This is a genomic window from Streptomyces sp. NPDC001480, assembly GCF_042894725.1.
Classification (GTDB): Bacteria; Actinomycetota; Actinomycetes; order Streptomycetales; family Streptomycetaceae; genus Streptomyces.
Genome location: NZ_JBIAVX010000010.1, coordinates 108,001 through 127,410, shown reverse-complemented (window position 1 = coordinate 127,410; position 19,410 = coordinate 108,001). Strand labels below are relative to the sequence as shown.

At 70.2% G+C, this 19,410-nt stretch carries 12 protein-coding genes and 3 pseudogenes; 2 read left to right on the top strand and 13 right to left on the bottom strand.

What is annotated here, in order from left to right:
* Positions 1 to 44 precede the first annotated feature (44 nt).
* From ACFY01_RS25530 to ACFY01_RS25510, 5 genes and pseudogenes are all read right to left on the bottom strand, one after another.
* Positions 45 to 207, bottom strand: a pseudogene (locus ACFY01_RS25530) (type I glyceraldehyde-3-phosphate dehydrogenase); the annotation flags it as partial.
* A gap of 4 nt (positions 208 to 211) precedes the next feature.
* Positions 212 to 367 (bottom strand): annotated as a pseudogene (locus ACFY01_RS25525) (IS5/IS1182 family transposase); the annotation flags it as partial.
* A gap of 72 nt (positions 368 to 439) precedes the next feature.
* Complete coding sequence (gene pflA, locus ACFY01_RS25520) at positions 440 to 1,192, bottom strand: pyruvate formate-lyase-activating protein (protein WP_390738051.1); 753 nt, start codon at positions 1,190 to 1,192, stop codon at positions 440 to 442.
* A 5-nt stretch (positions 1,193 to 1,197) separates the two neighbouring features.
* Positions 1,198 to 3,456: a formate C-acetyltransferase gene (gene pflB, locus ACFY01_RS25515; protein ID WP_390738050.1), complete on the bottom strand. Its 2,259-nt coding sequence runs from the start codon at positions 3,454 to 3,456 to the stop codon at positions 1,198 to 1,200.
* Positions 3,457 to 3,598: 142 nt separating this feature from the next.
* The gene (locus tag ACFY01_RS25510) at positions 3,599 to 3,808 is read right to left on the bottom strand and encodes a universal stress protein (protein ID WP_390738049.1); all 210 of its coding nucleotides are present in this window, start codon (positions 3,806 to 3,808) and stop codon (positions 3,599 to 3,601) included.
* A gap of 395 nt (positions 3,809 to 4,203) precedes the next feature.
* Here ACFY01_RS25510 and ppdK point away from each other — a divergent pair, with 395 nt between their 5' ends.
* Positions 4,204 to 6,900, top strand: coding sequence for a pyruvate, phosphate dikinase (gene ppdK / locus ACFY01_RS25505; RefSeq protein WP_390738048.1), 2,697 nt, complete (start codon positions 4,204 to 4,206; stop codon positions 6,898 to 6,900).
* 754 nt (positions 6,901 to 7,654) lie between these two features.
* Here the strand turns inward: ppdK and ACFY01_RS25500 are convergent.
* The 5 genes and pseudogenes from ACFY01_RS25500 to ACFY01_RS25480 all read right to left on the bottom strand — a co-directional run.
* Positions 7,655 to 9,040: pseudogene (locus ACFY01_RS25500) on the bottom strand (oleate hydratase); the annotation flags it as partial.
* Positions 9,041 to 9,694: 654 nt separating this feature from the next.
* A complete protein-coding gene (locus ACFY01_RS25495; protein ID WP_390738047.1) occupies positions 9,695 to 10,267 on the bottom strand; it encodes a hypothetical protein in 573 nt (190 codons plus the stop codon).
* A 3-nt stretch (positions 10,268 to 10,270) separates the two neighbouring features.
* The gene (ctaD, locus tag ACFY01_RS25490; RefSeq protein ID WP_390738046.1) at positions 10,271 to 11,962 is read right to left on the bottom strand and encodes a cytochrome c oxidase subunit I; all 1,692 of its coding nucleotides are present in this window, start codon (positions 11,960 to 11,962) and stop codon (positions 10,271 to 10,273) included.
* Between the two features lie 202 nt (positions 11,963 to 12,164).
* The gene (locus ACFY01_RS25485; RefSeq protein ID WP_390738045.1) at positions 12,165 to 13,178 is read right to left on the bottom strand and encodes a 2-hydroxyacid dehydrogenase; all 1,014 of its coding nucleotides are present in this window, start codon (positions 13,176 to 13,178) and stop codon (positions 12,165 to 12,167) included.
* A gap of 452 nt (positions 13,179 to 13,630) precedes the next feature.
* Positions 13,631 to 14,533: a universal stress protein gene (locus ACFY01_RS25480; RefSeq protein WP_390738044.1), complete on the bottom strand. Its 903-nt coding sequence runs from the start codon at positions 14,531 to 14,533 to the stop codon at positions 13,631 to 13,633.
* 179 nt (positions 14,534 to 14,712) lie between these two features.
* Here ACFY01_RS25480 and ACFY01_RS25475 point away from each other — a divergent pair, with 179 nt between their 5' ends.
* Positions 14,713 to 15,237, top strand: coding sequence for a hypothetical protein (locus ACFY01_RS25475; RefSeq protein ID WP_390738043.1), 525 nt, complete (start codon positions 14,713 to 14,715; stop codon positions 15,235 to 15,237).
* Positions 15,238 to 15,441: 204 nt separating this feature from the next.
* Here ACFY01_RS25475 and ACFY01_RS25470 read toward each other — a convergent pair whose 3' ends face one another.
* From ACFY01_RS25470 to ACFY01_RS25460, 3 genes are read right to left on the bottom strand one after another with little or no spacing between them, the layout of a single operon-like run.
* Positions 15,442 to 15,936: a flavodoxin domain-containing protein gene (locus tag ACFY01_RS25470; RefSeq protein WP_390738042.1), complete on the bottom strand. Its 495-nt coding sequence runs from the start codon at positions 15,934 to 15,936 to the stop codon at positions 15,442 to 15,444.
* Positions 15,937 to 15,952: 16 nt separating this feature from the next.
* Complete coding sequence (locus tag ACFY01_RS25465; protein ID WP_390738041.1) at positions 15,953 to 16,684, bottom strand: CBS domain-containing protein; 732 nt, start codon at positions 16,682 to 16,684, stop codon at positions 15,953 to 15,955.
* A gap of 13 nt (positions 16,685 to 16,697) precedes the next feature.
* Complete coding sequence (locus ACFY01_RS25460) at positions 16,698 to 19,391, bottom strand: GNAT family N-acetyltransferase (RefSeq protein WP_390738040.1); 2,694 nt, start codon at positions 19,389 to 19,391, stop codon at positions 16,698 to 16,700.
* Positions 19,392 to 19,410: the final 19 nt, after the last annotated feature.

Sequence of the window (19,410 nt, the reverse complement as noted above, 5' to 3'; positions counted from 1 at the left end):
GAGACGATAAGGGATCAGCGAGACCGCGCGGTCGGCCGGAGCCGTCAACTCCGGGGCAGCCGGGTCGCTACGTACGAGGTGAGGTCGAGCAGGCGGTTCGTGTAGCCCCACTCGTTGTCATACCAGCCGAAGACCTTGACCAGGTCGCCCGTGCGTCTGGGTGAGCGGGGCGTCCAGGACGCACGAGGCGGGGTCGCCGACCACGTCTGTTTCACTTGGTAAGCCGCCGATGACATATGAGGGGCGCGGCGATGGCGGTGAAGGCGAGGAAGTGTTCCGGCTTGCGCTCGTAACGGGGGTGGAGGCTTCGGCAGCCGGACAGCCAGGACACGGTCCGCTCCACGACCCAGCGGTGTCGGCCCAGCCTCGGTCTGTGTCGGAATCCCTTCTTTCCAGGATGGCCGAGGTCCAGGGCCGGTCGGCCCCCATTTCGCCTGCGTCAGTGGGCCACGAGGCCGCGCTCACGGAACTGGCCCCGTACCCGGTCCACCAGCGCCCTGTCGGGAACCGGTGTGTCACCCAGGGGGAAGGGGATGCCCAGGGCGTCGTACTTGGCGGTGCCGAGCTTGTGGAACGGAAGGATGTCGACCCGTTCCACGCAGTCGAGGCCGGAGAGAAATCCGGCGAGTCCGTCGACGGCGTCCTCGTCGTCGGTCCAGCCGGGCACCAGGACGTACCTGATCCACACGCGCTTGCCCAGCCGTTCGAGGCGGGTGGCGAAGTTCAAGGTGGGGGCGAGGGCGCCGCCGGTCAGCTTTCGGTAGGTCGTGACGTCGAAGGATTTGATGTCCAGCAGCACCAGGTCGGTGGCGGCGAGCAGGCCGTCGGTGGCCCGGGCGCCGAGGAGACCGGAGGTGTCGAGAGCGGTGTGCAGGCCGGCCTCCCTGCAGCGGCGCAGGACCGCTCCGGTGAAGGCCGGCTGGAGCAGGGGTTCGCCGCCCGTGAGGGTCACTCCCCCGCCGGCCGTGACGAGGAGGTCCCGGTACTTGTCGATCTCCGCCATCACCTCGTCGACGGTGGCCTCCCGGCCGTCGCGCAGGTGCCAGGTGTCGGGGTTGGCGCAGTAGAGGCAGCGCAGGGGGCAGCCGCTGACGAAGAGGACGAACCGGGTCCCGGGACCGTCCACGCCGGTGGACAGGTCCCAGGAGTGGATCCGGCCGGTGACCGATCCCGGTGCCGTGGTCGGGGACATGACGCTCACAGCGATCCGTGGAATGTGCGGCTGATCACGTCGAGCTGCTGCTCGCGGGTCAGGCGGACGAAGTTCACGGCGTAGCCGGAGACCCTGATCGTCAGCTCCGGGTACTTCTCCGGATGCTCCATGGCGTCCTCCAGCACGGCGCGGTCCAGCACGTTGACGTTCATGTGGAAACCGCCCGAGGCCATGTAGGCGTCGAGGATGCCGACCAGGTGACCGGCCCGCTCCCCGGGAACGTGACCGAGTCCTTCCGGGGTGATGGTGGTGGTCAGGGAAATGCCGTCGCGGGCGGCCTCGTAGGGGAGTTTCGCCACCGAGAGGGCGGAGGCGGCCACACCGTGCCTGTCACGGCCGTTCATCGGGTTGGCGCCGGGGGCGAAGGGCTGTCCGGCGCGGCGGCCGTCGGGGGTGTTGCCGGTGTGCTTGCCGTACACCACGTTCGAGGTGATGGTCAGCACCGACTGGGTGTGCTCGGCGTCGCGGTAGGTCGGGTGCCTGCGCACCTTCGCCATGAACGACTCCACCAGGTCGACGGCGAGGGCGTCGGCGCGGTCGTCGTTGTTGCCGTACGCCGGGAAGTCCCCCTCGGTGTGGAAGTCCACCGCGAGTCCGGTCGCGTCACGGATGACCTTCACGCGGGCGTGCTTGACGGCGGAGAGGCTGTCGACGGCGACCGAGAGGCCGGCGATGCCACAGGCCATGAACCGGTGCACGGGATGATCGTGCAGAGCCATCTCGATGCGCTCGTAGGCATATTTGTCGTGCATGTAGTGGATGACGTTGAGCGCGTCGACGTAGGTCTGGGCCAGCCAGTCCAGGACGCGGTCGTAGGCGGCCGACAACTCGTCGAAGTCCAGGTACTCGCCGGTCAGCGGGGGCATCTCCGGGGTGATCTGGTCGCCGGTCATCTCGTCCCGGCCGCCGTTGACGGCGTAGAGCAGCGCCTTGGCGAGGTTGACGCGCGCGCCGAAGAACTGCATCTGCTTGCCGACCGCCATGGCGGAGACGCAGCAGGCGATGGCGGTGTCGTCGCCGGTGCGCGGGCGCATCAGGTCGTCGGACTCGTACTGGATGGAGCTGGTGTCGATGGACACCTGAGCGCAGAACTCCTTGAAGCCGGCGGGCAGTCGGGGCGACCACAGGACGGTGAGGTTCGGTTCCGGGGCCGGGCCGAGGTTGTAGAGGGTCTGCAGGAAGCGGAAGGAGGTGCGGGTGACCAGTGGGCGGCCGTCGGCGCCGATGCCGCCTATGGACTCCGTGACCCAGGTGGGGTCGCCGGAGAACAGGGCGTCGTACTCGGGGGTGCGCAGGAAGCGCACGATGCGGAGTTTGATGACGAAGTCGTCGATCAGCTCCTGGGCGCGGGACTCGTCGAGGAGCCCTTCGTCCAGGTCCCGCTGGAGGTAGACGTCCAGGAAGGTGGAGGTGCGGCCCAGCGACATCGCGGCGCCGTTCTGCTCCTTCACCGCGGCCAGGAAGCCGAGGTAGAGCCATTGGACCGCCTCGTGCGCGGTGGCCGCGGGCCGGGTGACGTCGCATCCGTAGGACGCGGCCATCTCGGCCAACTCGCCCAGCGCACGGATCTGCTCGGCGAGTTCCTCGCGGTCGCGGACGACGTCGGCGGTGGACGGCCGGGCGTCCAGCAGGGCGCGCTCGGCGCGTTTGGCCTCGGTGAGCCGGTCGGTGCCGTAGAGGGCGACCCGGCGGTAGTCGCCTATGATCCGGCCGCGGCCGTAGGCGTCGGGCAGACCGGTGATGATGCCGACCTTGCGGGCGGCGCGCATGGCGGGGGTATAGGCGTCGAAGACACCCGAGTTGTGAGTCTTGCGGTAGGTGTCGAACACCTTCGTCACGAACGGGTCGGGCTCGAAGCCGTACGCCTTCAGCCCGTTCTCCACCATGCGCAGGCCGCCGTTGGGCATGATCGAGCGCTTGAGGGGGGCGTCGGTCTGCAGACCGACAACCAGCTCGCGATCGCGGTCGATGTAGCCGGGAGCGTGCGAGGTGATGGTGGAGGGGGTGGCGGCGTCGACATCGAGGATGCCCTTGCGCCGTTCCTCCGGGAACAGCGCGCTGACCTTCTCCCAGACCGCACGGGTGCGGTCGGTCGGGCCGGTCAGGAAGGAGGCGTCACCCTCGTAGGGGGTGTAGTTGGCCTGGATGAAGTCGCGCACGTCGATGCGCTGACGCCACCCGCTCCCGGCGAACTGCCGCCAGGTGTCGGCAGGCAGGGGGCCGGCCGTCGTCGTCGCGGTCATCACAGGTCCTCTCGTTGGACAGTCTCGTCACTTCCGATGCTCGTCGTGGGGGTCCGCGGCGAGGAGTGCCGGACAGGGCATCGGGCGATCCCGTTGGGTCCCGGCCGGCCGGGACCTTCGGCCCCGGCGTGGTGCGGCGGTGTCAGTCGTGCGGAACCACAGCAACAGCGCATCCGACGTGGTGCAGGGCGGCGTGCGTGACGGGCCCCGTGTGCACGCCGACCTGGTGTTCGATGCCGCGTCGGCCCACCACCAGGAGGCCCGCGTCCCGGGCGGCCCGCATCGAACAACCGCGCCGCGTCCCTCGGTTACCGTCGCGGTCATGGGGACGTTGGGGTACTTCCGGCGCCAAGGGCGCAGCACCGCGGTCACGGTGCGCTCTTCTACCGCCAGCGCCTGGGCCTGTGGCCTCGGGGCGGGGGGCGGCCCCTCCGAGGCCGCGGACACCAGGGGCACGGATGGAACCGGGGCGGGCCGGAAGCCGTGGACCACTCCACGATGTGGTGCGACATCACGTGTCCCCCCTCCCTGATCGCTGTATGCGGATGACGTTGAGCCTCGTCCTGGCCGTGCTGGTGGTCCACGGGCCGTAACGCCCCGGCGGGGCACCGATGGTCCCTTCGCAACGTCAAGCGCGCATCCGGGCCCAACGGTCCCTCACGCAGGACGGCCGGCACCTCGCGTCGGATCCGCCCCCCGTCCGACGCTGGAGACATCACGCCCCCAACGCTTGAGGAGCGCCGCGTCATGGTCCTTTACGTGTACGACTTCACCGAGGGTGACCGTGGCATGGCCAGTCTCCTCGGTGGAAAGGGATCGAACCTGGCGGAGATGACCCGCCTCGGGCTCCCCGTACCGCCGGGATTCACCGTCACCACCGAGGCGTGCCGCGCCTTCCTGCAAACGGGCAGCGAACCCGTGGGCCTGTGGGATGAGGTCTCCGCACATCTGTCGGCGCTCGAAGCGTCCGCCGGCCGGGTTCTGGGGCAGCCGGACGACCCGCTGCTGCTGTCCGTCCGCTCCGGAGCGAAGTTCTCCATGCCCGGCATGATGGAGACGATTCTCGACATCGGCCTCAACGACGAGTCCGTCCTCGGTCTGGCCAGGGTCTCCGGCAGCGAACGCTTCGCCTGGGACTCCTACCGCCGCCTCGTCCAGATGTTCGGCAGCACGGTCATGGGAGTCGACTCCTCCCTCTTCGAACGGTCCCTCGCCCTCCTCAAGGACCTGCGCGGCGTCAAGGACGACCTGCACCTGACGGCATCCGACCTGGCCGAACTGGTCGAGACCCACAAGAACCTCATCCGGCAGGAGACGGGGGACTACTTCCCGCAGTCCCCCGCCGAGCAGCTGCGCCGCGCGGTCCTGGCCGTGTTCGAGTCCTGGAACGGCGAGCGCGCCCGTCTCTACCGGCGCCGCGAGCACATCCCCGACGACCTGGGCACCGCCGTCAATGTGCAGACGATGGTCTTCGGCAACCTGAGCTCCGACTCCGGCAGCGGCGTCGCCTTCACCCGCGACCCGGCCACCGGCCGGCCCGGCCTGTACGGCGACTACCTGCCGAACGCCCAGGGCGAGGACGTCGTCGCCGGCATCCGCAACACCGTCCCGCTGGCCGACCTTGAACGCCTGGACCCGACGTCGTACGCACAACTGCGGGAACACATGCGGGCGTTGGAGGAACACTACCGGGATCTGTGTGACATTGAGTTCACCATCGAGTGCGGCCGGCTGTGGATGCTGCAGACCCGGGTCGGCAAGCGCACCGCCGAGGCCGCCTTCGTCCTCGCCGCTCAGCTGGCCGATGAGGGGCTCATCACCCCGGACGAGGCGCTGGCGCGGGTGAGCGGCGAGGGCCTGGCCCGGCTGATGTTCCCGCGGTTCGACACTTCCGCCACCCGTACCGCACTTGCCCACGGTGTCCCGGCCTCACCTGGTGCGGCGGTCGGGGCCGTGGTCTTCGACTCCGCCCAGGCGGTACGGCGCGCCGCCGCCGGCGAGAAGGTCGTCCTCGTCCGCCAGGAGACCACCCCCGACGACCTGCCCGGCATGATCGCCTCCCAGGCGGTCCTCACCAGTCGGGGTGGCAAGACCAGCCACGCCGCCGTCGTCGCCCGCGGCATGGGCAAGGTCTGTGTGTGCGGCGCCGAGGAACTCGCCGTCGACACCGACGCCCGGCGCCTCACCGCGGCGGACGGCACCGTGGTCGAGGAAGGCACCGTCGTCTCCGTGGACGGCTCCGCCGGAGCGGTGTACGCGGGAGCGGTACCGCTGAGGGACTCGGCGGTCATCCGGCATCTGGAGGACGGCTCTGGCGAGGCGGACGCCGAGGGCGTGGTCGACGCGGTGGCCCGGGCCCTGGCCCGCGCCGACAGCGTGCGGCGTCTGGAGGTGCGCGCCAACGCCGACACCCCGGAAGACGCCGCACGGGCCCGCCGGTTCGGAGCGCAGGGTGTCGGACTGTGCCGCACCGAGCACATGTTCCTCGGCGAGCGCCGCAAGCTGGTCGAGCAGATGATCCTGGCCGGCACGGACGCCGAACGCGACCGTGCCCTGTCAGAGCTCCTGCCCCTTCAGCGGCAGGACTTCACCGGCATCCTGGAGGCCATGGACGGTCTGCCCGTCACCATCCGGCTCCTCGACCCGCCGCTGCACGAGTTCCTGCCCGACCACACCGAACTGGCGGTGCGCATCGCCTCCGCCCAGGCCCGCGGAGAGCAGCCGGACCCGCACGACGTCGAACTGCTCAGTGCCGTGAACCGCATGCACGAGGAGAACCCGATGCTCGGGCTGCGCGGTGTGCGCCTGGGACTGGTGGTTCCCGGCCTGGTGGCCATGCAGGTCCGGGCGATCGGTGAGGCCGTGGCCGAGCGCCTGCTGGCCGGTGGCACGCCCAAGGCGGAGATCATGGTCCCGCTCGTCGGTGACGTCCGTGAACTCCGGCTCGTGCGTGATGAGGTGCAGCGGGTACTGGCCGCCGTCTCCCGGGCAGCCGGCGTCTGCGTCGACTGCCCGGTCGGCACCATGATCGAGCTGCCGAGGGCAGCGCTGACAGCGGGCCGGATCGCGGAGGAGGCCGAGTTCTTCTCCTTCGGCACCAACGACCTCACCCAGACCACCTGGGGCTTCTCGCGGGACGACGTCGAGGCGGAGTTCTTCTCCGCATACCTCGACAAGGGCGTCTTCCCCACCTCCCCCTTCGAGACCCTCGACCGCGAGGGGGTCGGCCGCCTGGTGGGCGTAGCGGTCGCCGAGGGCCGTGCCACCCGCCCGGACCTCAAGATCGGGGTGTGCGGCGAGCACGGCGGCGACCCCGACTCGGTGCACTTCTTCCACACCGCCGGCCTGGACTACGTCTCCTGCTCGCCGTTCCGCGTGCCGGTGGCGCGACTGGAGGCAGGCCGGGCGGCGCTGGAGAAGACCGAGGGCAGCGACAGCAGGTGACGAGGGCGGGCCGCTCGGCCCTCGGGCCGGGGCCGACCGCTCCACCCTCCCGGGCTGGTCGCCCCTGGGGTGAAAGCGGCGAACGCGGCAGCCTTGAGATGTCAGAGAACGATCGCAGGGAATGGAGCACATGACTGCCGAGCACAACGGTGCCCGTGAGACCACCGCCGCGGTGCGGGTCCGCGCCGGCGGGGAGGTGGACCGTAGAAGCGCGCGGTGATCTCGTCCAGGGCACCACCGACGGCGGGCAGGGTCGCACGGACGACAGCGGCCGACTCGGGCGAAAGCATGGAACTCCCCTGGGATGTAGACAGGTCGAGGGACGGCGTTCACCGCCACAGCCGGGATCCGTCGTGCGGGTCCGACCGGCACATCGATCATCCGGTGTAGCCGTCACCCGGAACAGGGCCGAACCGCCCTGGAGGACTGGGCCCCTCGGTCCGGCCCCCGACAGGGCGTGATGCCCGTCACAAGCGGGCAGCCCGGTGTGCCCCTTCGGTGGAGGCCGGGCCTGGCCTTTCGTACGAGCACCTGCGGCAGCACAGGAGCAAACCTGGACTGCCGAGGCGTGCTCGACTGTGGCCGAACCGACCACAGGTCAGGCCAGAGCGGCCTTGAGTACGCCGATGGCCGTCTTCGGGTCGGCGAGCGCGTGGTGGATGCCGGGGATCTCACGGTCGAGGCCGAGCAGGCCGTAGACGGCGTGCATGGCGCCGCGGACGGAGTACTCGACGGTGAAGACGACGTCCTCCGGGATCTCCGTGAACTGGCCGAGGAAGGCGAAGTTCGCGGCGCCGCGCGGGATGACCAGCGGTCGGTCGTGGACCGTGCGCGGGGCGAACTGGCTGGTGATTTAGGGCAGCATCACCGGGATCACGGTCGTCGTCGCCGCTACCCGCTCCTCGATGTCCCACAGACCGAGGTGGTTGAGCAGTTCGGTGAGGATCTCCCGGCCGGTGGCCTCGGCCATCGTCTTGCCGACGAAGTCGCCCTCGTTGTCGACGAAGAGGCCGTACCCCCACAGCGTGTAGACGTCCTCGGGCTGTCCCTCGAAGTGTGGTGCGTGCGGTACGACGATGGACATCAGCCAGTTGGAGTCCTTGAACGTCATCAGCGCGCCGGTACCGGGAAGGTTGCCGGACAACTCCTCGATGCGGTGCAGGAGCAGGGGGCTGCGCATGGTCAAGGTGAACGACTCCCACTTCGCCTCGTCCACGTTGCCGTGGAAGGCGGCCGGGCGGCCGAAGTCGTCCGCCTTGCCGGCGATCGTCTCCCACAGCCGCCATCCGCCGTCGCGCTTGTCCCGGATCAGCTCGGGAGCGGTGTCGTCACTGCCGTAGGCTGCGTCGGCCGTCATTGAGCCGAGGGTGAGGAACGCGTAGTCGGTGTCCGCGAGGTCGTACGCGTCCTGCTGTCCGGCGCGTTCGAGGTGGAGGCGGCGCACCCGCCGGGTGCCGTCCTCCTCGGTGACGAAGTCGACGTCGATGACCCGCACGCCGTGCTCGAAGCGCACGCCGCGCTCCACCAGCCAGGTCTGCAGCGGGCGGATGATCGAGTCGTACTGGTTGAGCCGCGTGCGGCGCACACCCGCCAGGGTGTGCATGCGTGGGAACTCCTGCATGAAACGCAGGAAGTAGCGCCTGAGCTCGATGGCGCTGTGCCAGTTCTGGAAGGCGAACGTGGTGCGCCACATCGCCCAGAAGTTGGTCTCGAGGAAGTGCGGGGAAAAGAAGTCCTCGATCCGGCGCGCCCCGATCACCGCCTCCGGGAGGACGAGCAGCCGGGTCAGCTCCATGCGGTCCCGGGTGTCGAGGCCGTAGTCGGAGGCGTCAAGGATCTCGGCGTCCTTGCCAATGAGGCGGGCCTTGGCGTCGGTGGGCCACTTGGCGCTGAACTCGCGGATCTCCTCGCGCACCGACATGGTCCCGTCGGTGAGGGTAGGGATGGTCTCCAGGAGATTCCACAGGCACGTGTACGCCTCGTCCTCCAGCATGCGGCCGCCGCGGGTGACGTATCCGTCGGGCTCACCACGACCGTCCATCGAGCCGCCTGCAAACGGGAGTTCTTCGAGGATGCGGATGTTCTCGCCGGGGAAGCCGCCGTCGCGGATCAGGAAGGCGGCGGCCGCCAGCGAGGCCATTCCGCCGCCGACGAGGTAGGCCCGAGACTGCTGCGGAGCGTCGGTCATGACGTCCCTCCGTTCTGCCACCCGCTGTCGCGGGCGGCCGGCTGTGGTCAAGAGCCGTGCAGCGGTCCCACCCCTGGGGCGGCAGCGGTGTACGCACGGCGCAGCGCCGACGGGATGCGGCCGGCGCCTGTGACCGTCAGTGAACTCGTTATGGAAACGGGGCGGGCAGGGGCCGGATGTCCCTGTTCACATGCCGACCGACCCCGGGACTCGGGCATCGCACCCATGGCGAGACCCTGCCGGGTACGGCCGACGAGCATCGGGGCAGAGTGCTCGTGAACGCGCTGACCAGCGCCCGACCATCATCTTCGCGAGGCTCGCGATCAACATCCGGCGCATGCCGTACTGGTCGCCGAGTCGGCCCACGACCGGCGTGGCACGACGGCAGCCGCCAGCCCCCGCGGCCACAGCTCACAGATCCGAGGGAGCCCGGCGGGTTCGGCTGGCTTCTGGTGCAGGAGCTCGCGATTGACGTCCAGGTCAGCGTCGGTCTCACCGGCAAGGCGGTTTCGGTGGTCTTGCCGTTGTCCTGTTGAGCCTGATCACCAGCTAGGTGCCCAGGCTGGGCTCTCTCCACCGGCTCGCCGACACGATGGTGACACGGCACTACTGCGCTTCGTCACGGACGGCGACCGGTTGGGTCAAGCGGTGGTGTCGGAGCACCCGTCCATAGAGGACCGCGAGGGTGAGGAACAGCCCGACCACCGCGGAAGGCACGGCGGCAACCGCCCACCAGTCCACGCTGTACTCGCGCTCCGCGACAGCCCCCAGGGCCGTTCCGACCACGGCAGCAGCCAGCCCGATACCGATAAGCACAGCGACGACGTATCGGGCGCCTCCGGTGTCCGGTGGTTGCCGAACGTGGCCGAGCGCCGCCCAGTCGAGTGCGGCCTCCCGCATCTCGCGGCGATGCTGCACTGCCGCGTGGCCCCGGAGGCCCACCGTGACGGCGGCGCCGGCCACCGCCACGCCGAAAGGTGTCCACCCCTCTTCGCAGACCAGCAGCAGTACCGCGACGATCCCGGTCGTGGCCCAGCCGCTGAGGCAGGCCGCCGCGGCTCTGCGCCGGGCAAGCGGCCGGTCGGCTCCCGCGCGCAGGTCGGCGAGGGCCGGCAGGTACCAGACGCAGCCCGCCGCGGTCACGGTGGCGGCTCCCAGGGCGAGGACGGCTTGGGGCATGGCCTACCTCGCCGCCTCTTCGAGTGCGGCGATCTCCGGGTGGTGCAGGTCGAACGCCGGGGACTCACTGCGGATACGAGGCAGCGTAACGAAGTTGTGGCGGGGCGGCGGGCACGATGTCGCCCACTCCAGCGAACGGCCGTAGCCCCACGGATCGTCGACCTCGACCGGCTTGCCGTACTTCGCCGTCTTCCAGACGTTGTAGAAGAACGGCAGGATCGACAGGCCGAGCAGGAACGACCCGATCGTGGAGACGGTGTTGAGGGCGGTGAAGCCGTCGGCGGCCAGGTAGTCGGCGTAGCGGCGGGGCATGCCTTCAGCGCCGAGCCAGTGCTGGACCAGGAACGTGGTGTGGAAGCCGACCGTGAGCGTCCAGAACGTGACCTTGCCGAGGCGTTCGTCCAGCATCTTTCCGGTGAACTTGGGCCACCAGAAGTGGAATCCGGCGAACATCGCGTACACGACCGTACCGAAGACCGTGTAGTGGAAGTGCGCGACGACGAAGTACGAGTCGGAGAGGTGGAAGTCCATCGGCGGGGAGGCGAGGATCACGCCGGTCAGACCGCCGAAGAGGAAGGCGATGAGGAAGCCGGTGGTCCACAGCATCGGCGTCTCGAAGGACAGCGAGCCCTTCCACATCGTGCCGATCCAGTTGAAGAACTTCACCCCCGTCGGGACGGCGATCAGGAAGGTCATGAAGGAGAAGAACGGCAGGAGAACGCCGCCCGTGACGTACATGTGGTGCGCCCACACCGTCACCGACAGACCGGCAATCGCGATCGTCGCCGCGATCAGGCCCATGTAGCCGAACATCGGCTTGCGGGCGAAGACCGGGATGACCTCGGAGACGATGCCGAAGAACGGCAGCGCCAGGATGTAGACCTCGGGATGGCCGAAGAACCAGAACAGGTGCTGCCACAAGAGGGCTCCGCCGTTGGCGGCGTCGAAGACATGGGCACCGAACTTGCGGTCCATCTCCAGCGCGAACAGCGCCGCGGCCAGCACCGGGAAGACGATCAGGACCAGCAGAGCGGTCAGCAGCACGTTCCAGGTGAAGATCGGCATCCGGAACATCGTCATGCCCGGCGCCCGCATGCAGACGATCGTGGTGATGAAGTTGACCGCGCCCAGGATCGAGCCGAAGCCGGACAGCGCCACGCCCATGATCCACAGGTCGGCCCCGAGCCCCGGCGAGTGGACGGCGTCCGACAGCGGGGCGTACAGGAACCAGCCGAAGTCCGCGGCGCCTCCCGGAGTCAGGAAGCCGAAGGCCGCGATCGACGAACCGAACAGGAACAGCCAGTAGGCCAGCATGTTCAGGCGCGGGAACGCCACGTCGGGCGCGCCGATCTGCAGCGGCATGATCCAGTTGGCGAACCCGGTGAACAGCGGCATGGCGAACATCAGCAGCATGATCGAGCCGTGCATGGTGAACGCCTGGTTGAACTGCTCCTGCGACATGATCTGCAGGCCCGGCCTGGCCAGCTCCGCGCGCATCAGCAGGGCCATCACACCGCCGACGATGAAGAAGGCGAACGCGGTGACCAGGTACATCGTCCCGATCTTCTTGTGGTCGGTGGTCGTCAGCCACTCCGCCCACGACGGCCGTACGGTCCGTCCGGTCGTCCCTGCGGCCACGGTGCCCCCGGCTCTCGGCCGCGCGGTCCCCACCTTGTGTATCTGTGCCTGGTCCACCGGACGGTGTCCTCCCCTTCTGCCATGTCAACGACGAGCCGGGAAGTGCCCTGATGCGCGTATGGACCTGGCGCCTTCCCGGCCGCCGCCCCATGATCGTCGGAGGGGTACCCGGGCCGGATAGGGCCGAACAGCCCCGGGCCGACCCACGGATGGGGTCCAACGGCCCCTCTTCGCGTCGCGCGGCGGCAACGGACGTGGATCAGGATGTCTCGGGGCGGACGAGCACGTTGTCGCTGGAGCGCTTGGCGAAGTAGTCCTCGATGTTGGCCACGGTGGTCTGGGCGATCTGCCCGACGGCGTCCCGGGTGAAGTAGGCCTGGTGGGAGGTGATCAGGACGTTGTTGAAGGTCATCAGCCGTGCGAGGCGTTCGTCGGTCATCACCTCCAGCGACCTGTCCAGGAAGAACACGCCCGCCTCCTCCTCGTACACGTCGAGGCCGACACCGCTCAGCCGGCCCGCGCGCAGCGTCTCCAGCAGGGCGTCGGTGTCCACCAGGCCGCCGCGGCTGGAGTTGACCAGGATCGCGTCGTCCTTCATCAGGCCCAGGGCCTCGGCGTCGACGAGGTGATGGGTCTCGGGCAGCAGTGGCACGTGCAGGCTGACCAGGTCCGCCTCGGCGAACAGCCGCTCGCGCGGCACGTACTCCATGCCGAGGGCGAGGCAGTCAGGGTTCTCGGCGACGTCCCAGCCCAGCAGCCGCATCCCGAAGCCGTGGGCGATCCGGGCGAAGGCGGCGCCGATCTTGCCGGTGCCGATCACACCGGCCGTCCGGCCGCGCAGATCGCGGCCCATCAGCCCGTCCAGCCGGAAGTCGAACTCCCGGGTGCGGTGCGCGGCCCGGACGAGCCGGCGGTTGACCGCCAGGGCCAGGGTCCAGGCGAACTCGGCGACCGAGTACGGCGAGTAGTACGAGACCCGGGCAACCGTGAGCCCCAGTTCCCTGGCGGTGGTCAGGTCGATGTTGTTGTAGCCGGTGGACCGCTGGGCGATCAGCCGGGTGCCGCCCTTGGCCAGGGAGCGCAGGACCTCGGCGTCCAGGGTGTCGTTGACGCTGCTGAGTACGACCTCGTGGCCCGCGGCGGTCGGGACGGTGTCCGCGTCGAGGAACAGCCCCAGACACCTCAGCTCATGCCGGCCCGCGAATGACTTGTCGAACGCGTCCCTCAGCAGCGGCTCCTCGTCCGCGAGGACGCCATAGGCGACGATCTCCACCTGCTCTCCTCCCGCCGATCGGTGATCACCTCCACCCTAGGCCGGGGACGCAGAAGCAAAGAGGGCCGATTGGCTCCGGGGGTGGGGGCCCGTCGTCCCAGAACACCGGGCCGCCGCTCGACTACGGAGGTCATGGGGAGAGGACGACGCGCTTCCCCTCCGCGAAAGTCCTCACGCCCGTCCTCACCGGCGGCGCGAGCGTGCCCCCGTTTGGGCGGCGGGAACGAAGGGGCGGGCTGCAGATCCACGCCCCCCCCCCGGTGGATGCGGTTCCGGTCACACGCCCTGGCCTCCTCTCCCACCAGGGGAGGTCAGGGCGAGCCCAGCACGCGCAACACCCGGGCTGCGGGTGGTGACGGTGAAGCCCGGCGGCGCGGGCAGCCCGAACCCGGTCATCTTCGGCGAATGCGTACACGTACGTCGTCGGTGTGCTCATCGCGCTCTCCGGTCTGTCACTCGTGGGGCACAACGGCCAGCGGGCAGCCGACGTGGTGGACGGCGGCATGGGTGACGGGGCCGATGCGCGGAACCGTCGGCCGCTCGGCCAGGCGGCGGCCGACGACGAGGAGGCTCGCCGCGGAGGCGGCCCGGACCAGCGCGGTGGAGGCCTTGCCCTCCACAACGGTCTCCAGGACCTCGGTCCCGGGGTACTTGTCCCGCCACACCTTCAGGACAGCGGACAGGAAGCCCTGCCACTCCTCGGCCCGCTCGGGATCGTTGACCAGAGCGATGTCTCCGGGGCCGAGGCTGATGGCAGAAGGCGGCTGCCAGGCGTACACGACCCGCAGCCGGGCCTGCCGCAACCTGGCTTCCTCGAACGCGAACTCGATCACCTCGTCGCAGGCATCGGCGAGGTCGATGCCGAGCACCACATCGAGGTAGCCGGTCCGGGTGGACGGGCTACCGCCGTCTGCCGGGACGTGCTCGTCCTCCGCCTCCTCCCCTGCCCGTACGAGGACCACGGGACGGATGGCCTTCGCGACCACCCCTTGGGCGACGGAGCCGACGAGAAGCCCGGTGAAACCACTCAGACCGCGCGAGCCCAGCACCAGCAGGTCGGCCTGTTCGGCGGCCTTCAACAGGGCTGCGGTCGCCGGGCCCTCGACCTGCTCATCGGTGAGGCGCACGCCGGGTACGGCGCTGCGGATACGCTCCTCCGCCTGCCGCAGGACCCGGCGCGCCAGATGCCGCTGCGCGGCGTTCGCCGACTCCCCTTCCGTCTGGCGGGGATGCCAGTTCCAGGCGTGCACCAGTCGCAGCGGTCGGTCACGACGCACGGCCTCGCGGGCGGCCCACTCCGCGGCGGCGAGGCTCTCGGACGATCCGTCCACTCCGGCGATGACGGGCGACAGCATGGTGCGCACCTCCTGCGCTTGTTCTGCTCGGTACTGCCAGCGTCTTCCTGAGGGGACCCGGTCGGATATGGGCCGCAAGGGCTCACGCAGGTCCGTTCGGCCCCTGCGCCGGTCCTTGGGCGGTCGGCACGGTGGGAGGCGTGAGAGCGGCTCACTCGTGTGCCAGGGAGGCGATCGTCGTGAGCCGGGTCATCATTGCCTGCGCCAACGGGACAGGCCGTAGTCATACGGTCGTGGAACGGCCGGCGCACGAGGCGTCGCTGCGTGACCTGCCGCTCGAGGTGCGTTACGGCTCACCGCCGAACGATCTGAGGACCACGGCGATGCTCGTGCTCGACCTGTCCGCGGCGGGGGACGACACCACCGGCCTGGCAACGGGCCAAGCCGCATTCGCCGTTACGGCCGCCTCCGCGTGCGCCGTGGTACTCATACCGGACGTCGTCGTCCCCGTCGCAGCTCCGGCGCGCCGGGTCACACAGGTCGCCCCCGGGAATGACGCCCGTCACCCGGCGGAGGGGGCCATCGACTTCGCCTTCGGCGCCGCCCAGGGCCGGGGGATACAGCTGCACGCCCTACATGCCTGGGAACTCCCCTCCTGCGCGGCCGGGTTGCCCTTCGGTGTTCCCGAGGATAACCGTGGCACTTGGGAGGACCATGAAGTGCAACTGCTGACCGACGCGCTGCGGCCTTGGCCGGTGAAGTAACCGCGGGTTCCGGTGCTTGAGGACGTCGTACTGCTCGACCCCGCCCATGCGTTGCTCCACCATGCCGAGGGCGCCGCACTCCTGGTCGTGGTACACGGCTCTGGCGGGGACCTGGGCTTCGTGCACGCCTTGTTGCGCGAAGCCCGGTGTCCGGTGGCCGTCGTGCCGTGAGGCGCAGGCCCGGCAAGGCAGGGAGGTGATGCCCTAAGCAGCCGTCATTTCTTCTGCGAGCCGCTCCGCCCAGGCCTCGATCGCGGGGAGATCGCGGAAGTCGCCGCCCTTGCCGTTGCGTAGGATCATCTGTGCGACTCTGCCCCGCGCGCCCTCCTCCAGGGAGCCGCCGAAGGTGATGTGCTCCCTGACGCCGAGCCGGTCCATGGCGCGCCTGACGCCGGACACGGGCGGGATGTTCCGCTCCGAGGCCGAAGCGTCCAGCGGTCCGCTGCTGAAGAACCACAGCGGGCGTTCGCCCAGGGCGCGGTGGCGGCGGACGAAGCGGCGCGCGTCCTTGTGCCAGCGGCCGGCGTACAGGGCGCCCCCGACCACCACAGCGTCGTATGTCTCGATGCTCGCCACCGATGACGCAGGCCGCGCCTCGGCCGTCAGCCCCTCCTTGCACAGGACCTGGGCGACGGCCTCGGCGATCTGCGCGGTCGATCCGTTCGTCGTCCCGTAGGCGACCAGGACACTGCCGGTCATGGCAGTCCTCCTCCCCTCACAGGCGGCGCAGCCAGTCGTCGGCCACGCCATGCAGGGCCTGCTCGGCGGGCTGGACGTGGCTGTCGTCCAGGCGGTAGGCGAGGTTGTCGACCACCGCGACCACGCCGTCGATCTGCTTGGTCATGGAGACGGCGATCTCCGTCTCACTCTTGCGCTCCATGTGGCCGGCGAGCGTGACCACACCCTCCACCACGGAGACGTCGATGCTCTGCGGCGGCAGCCACAGCGCGCGGCCAAGGACTTCCTCGACCACCTCGTCGCGGATCTCCGTGTCCGGCCGGAGGAAGACCTGGAGCAGGTCCCGGCGGGTGACGATGCCGACGAGCCGGTCCTCGTCGTCCACGACCGGCAGCCGCTCCACGCGCCGCTGGGCCATGGTCCGCGCGGCCTCGACGATGGTGTCCTCGGCGCGCACGGTGACGGGCGGTTCGGTCATCAGCCGGCCGGCGGTGCGGGCCACGGCCTTGGCGGCCCTCCGCCTGCCGTCGCGCGTCAACGCCGCGATGAGCGAGCGGTGCTTCGGCTCGTACGGGTCGGGGGTGTCGGCCTGGCGGGCCATCAGGTCGGTCTCGGAGACGACGCCGATGACCTTCTCGTCCTCGTCCACGACCGGCAGTCCGCTGATCCTGTGGTCAGCGAGCAGCCGGGCGACTTCCTTGAAGGGGGTGCCGTAGGAGGCGCGGACGACGTCCGTGGTCATCACGGAGCCGATCTTGTTGTGCTTCATCTCGGGTTCCTCCTCAGCGGAGTCGGCGCAGATAGGGATCCTGGGGCCGGCGCGGCACCAGCCGCACCCGCGCGTCGAGCACGGATACGTCGGCCGTGGTCGCGAGCACGGGGTTGAAGTCGACCTCGGCGAGCTGCGGCAGGTCGGCCGCCATCCGGGACAGGCGCAGAAGCAGCTGCTCCAGCCCTTCGAGATCGGCCGGCCCGTTGCCGCGGGCGCCGAACAGCAGCGGTGCGCAGCGCGGCGCGGTGATCAGGTCGTGCACGTCGTGGTCGGTGAGCGGGGCCAGTCGGGCCGCGTGGTCGCCGAGGACCTCGGTGGCGGTGCCGCCGAGCCCGAACAGCACGAGCGGGCCGAAGACCTCGTCCTGGACGACGCCCGCGAACAGTTCGGTGCCGCGCGCGGCGAGCGGCTGGACGACCACACCGGTGAGCAGCCCCGCGAACCGGGTCTCGAAGTCCCGGAAGGCCGCCCTGACTTGGGCATCGCCCTGGAGGTCGAGATGCACGGCACGCTGCTCGCTCTTGTGGACCAGTCCAGGCCAGTGGGCCTTCATCACCACCCGGTCGTCCGGGCCGCGCAGCCGCTGGGCCGCGAGCACGGCATCGTCCTCGGTCTCCGCCCACGCCCACGGGATCTGCGGGATGCCGTAGCAGGACAGCAGGTCGGCGCAGGTGCGTGGGTCGAGCCAGGCGCCGTCCGGGTGTGCGGCCAGGAAGGTGTCGGTGATCTCCTGGGCACGGGTGGTGTCGATGCCGTCGAGTTCCGGGACCGTGCCTACGGGCCGGGCGAGCCAGGCCGCGCGGCGGGCGGCGTGGGCCAGCGCCCGTGCCGCCGCCTGCGGTTCGGCGTACGAGGGGATCGTGCCGCCTTCTACGGCGGGCAGCAGCTTGACCGGCAGGTCCTGTTCGAGGCGGACGGCGGCAACCGGCTTGGCCCTGTGCGCGGGGGCGTCGGTGAGTGCCCGGATGAGGTCGTCACCGGTCGCGGCGGCGACCGCCGTGGGTACGAGGGCCACCAGGACGGCGTCGATGCCCGGGTGGTGCGTCAGCCGGTCCAGGCAGTCCGCGAGCTGTTCTTCCGTGACGGCCGCGGTGGCGTCGACGGGGTTACCGACCGCCGCACCCTGCGGGAGCACGGCGAGCAGGTCGTCGACGACGTCAGCGGGCAGCGGCGGCAGCGCCAGTCCCGCCTCCGTGCAGGCGTCGGCAGCGAGGACGCCTGCACCGCCGGCGTTGGTGACGATCGCGACGCGGGTGCCTGCGGGGAGCGGCTGGGAGTTCATCAAGGCGGCGGTTTCGAGGAGTTCGCCGACGGAGCGGGTGGCCGTGATGCCGGCCTGGGTGAACAGTGCCTGCCGGGTCATGGTGCGGGTGGCGGCGGCCGCGGTGTGGGAGGCGGCGGCCCGGCGGCCCGCCTCGGTACGGCCCGCGTCGACGGTCAGCACCGGCATGCGGCGGGTGACGCGGCGGGCCGTGCGGGAGAACGCTCGGGGGCTGCCGAAGGACTCCAGGTGCAGGAGGGCGAGTTCGGTCCGGCCGTCGCTCTCCCACCACTGGAGCATGTCGTTGCCGCTGACGTCGTATTTGTCGCCGAGGGAGGCGAAGGACGAGACGCCGATACCCAGCCGGGACAGCCCGTCGAGCAGGGCGATGCCGACCCCGCCGGACTGTACGGCGACGCCCGCGGTACCGGGGCGGGGGTGGTCGGCGGCGAAGGTGGCGTCCAGGCGCAGGTCGGGGTCGGTGTTGGAGATGCCGAGGCAGTTGGGTCCCACCAGGCGCATGCCGTGGGTGCGGCACGCGGCCAGCAGCGCCTGCGCCTGGTCGGCGTCGAGGCCGGCGGTGACGACGAGCAGCGCCCGGACGCCGGCCTTGCCGCACTCCTCGGCCGCAACCGGTACCACTGCGGCCGGGACGGCCACGACCACCAGGTCGGGGGTCTTCGGCAGCGCGCTCACGGACGGGTACGACGGCACGCCGAGGATGTGGTTCACGCTCGGGTTCACGGCGAACAGGCGGTGGGTGTAGCCGCCCGCCTTCAGGTGGTGCAGGATCGCCCGGCCGACCGAGCCGGGTTTGCGTCCGGCACCGACGACTGCGACCACGTTCGGGCACAGCAGCGGCTCGAGGCTGGCCACGTCGGCGGCCCGACCCCGGGCCTCCACGGCCGACAGATAGGCGTCGTCCGCGTCGAGCCGGATGGTGCAGCGCACCTCGGGACCCTCGAAGCGGCGGGCCGTCCGCAGGCCGAGGTCGGCGAACAGCCGGAGTATCTCGCGGTTCTCGCTGAGCGCGTCGGCGGTGAACGTGGTGATGCCGTCGGCCCGGGCTGCGGAGACCAGGTGCTCGACGAGCAGGGTGCCGACCCCGCGGTGGTGCAGCCCGTCGCAGACGGCGATGGATATGTCGGCCTCGTCCTTCTCACCCGCCGTGTCGTACTCGGCGATCCCGATCACCTGACCATGCGTCTCGGCCAGCAGGGCCCGGTAGCCGGGGCGCGCCGGGGCGCAGGCCCGGTCGGCGGCCAGGGCAGCGGACCGCGGGCTCAGCGAGAAGAACCGCAGACGGAGATTCTCCGGCGACATCTCCTCGTAGAGCCCCTGCACCTGGTCGTGGTCGGCCGGGGTCACAGGACGGATGCACACGGTGGTGCCGTCAGCGAGCAGGGCGTGAACCGGCGGTCGGTTGAGCACGGCGTCCGACATCAGGGATCTCCTCCAAGCT

Coding starts and splice junctions, on each gene's coding strand:
- ppdK (WP_390738048.1), top strand. CDS start 4,204: ATGGTCCTTTACGTGTACGACTTCACCGAGGGTGACCGTGGCATGGCC.
- ACFY01_RS25460 (WP_390738040.1), bottom strand. CDS start 19,391: ATGTCGGACGCCGTGCTCAACCGACCGCCGGTTCACGCCCTGCTCGCT.
- ACFY01_RS25470 (WP_390738042.1), bottom strand. CDS start 15,936: ATGACCGGCAGTGTCCTGGTCGCCTACGGGACGACGAACGGATCGACC.
- ACFY01_RS25495 (WP_390738047.1), bottom strand. CDS start 10,267: ATGCCCCAAGCCGTCCTCGCCCTGGGAGCCGCCACCGTGACCGCGGCG.
- ACFY01_RS25465 (WP_390738041.1), bottom strand. CDS start 16,684: ATGAAGCACAACAAGATCGGCTCCGTGATGACCACGGACGTCGTCCGC.
- ACFY01_RS25480 (WP_390738044.1), bottom strand. CDS start 14,533: ATGCTGTCGCCCGTCATCGCCGGAGTGGACGGATCGTCCGAGAGCCTC.
- pflA (WP_390738051.1), bottom strand. CDS start 1,192: ATGTCCCCGACCACGGCACCGGGATCGGTCACCGGCCGGATCCACTCC.
- pflB (WP_390738050.1), bottom strand. CDS start 3,456: ATGACCGCGACGACGACGGCCGGCCCCCTGCCTGCCGACACCTGGCGG.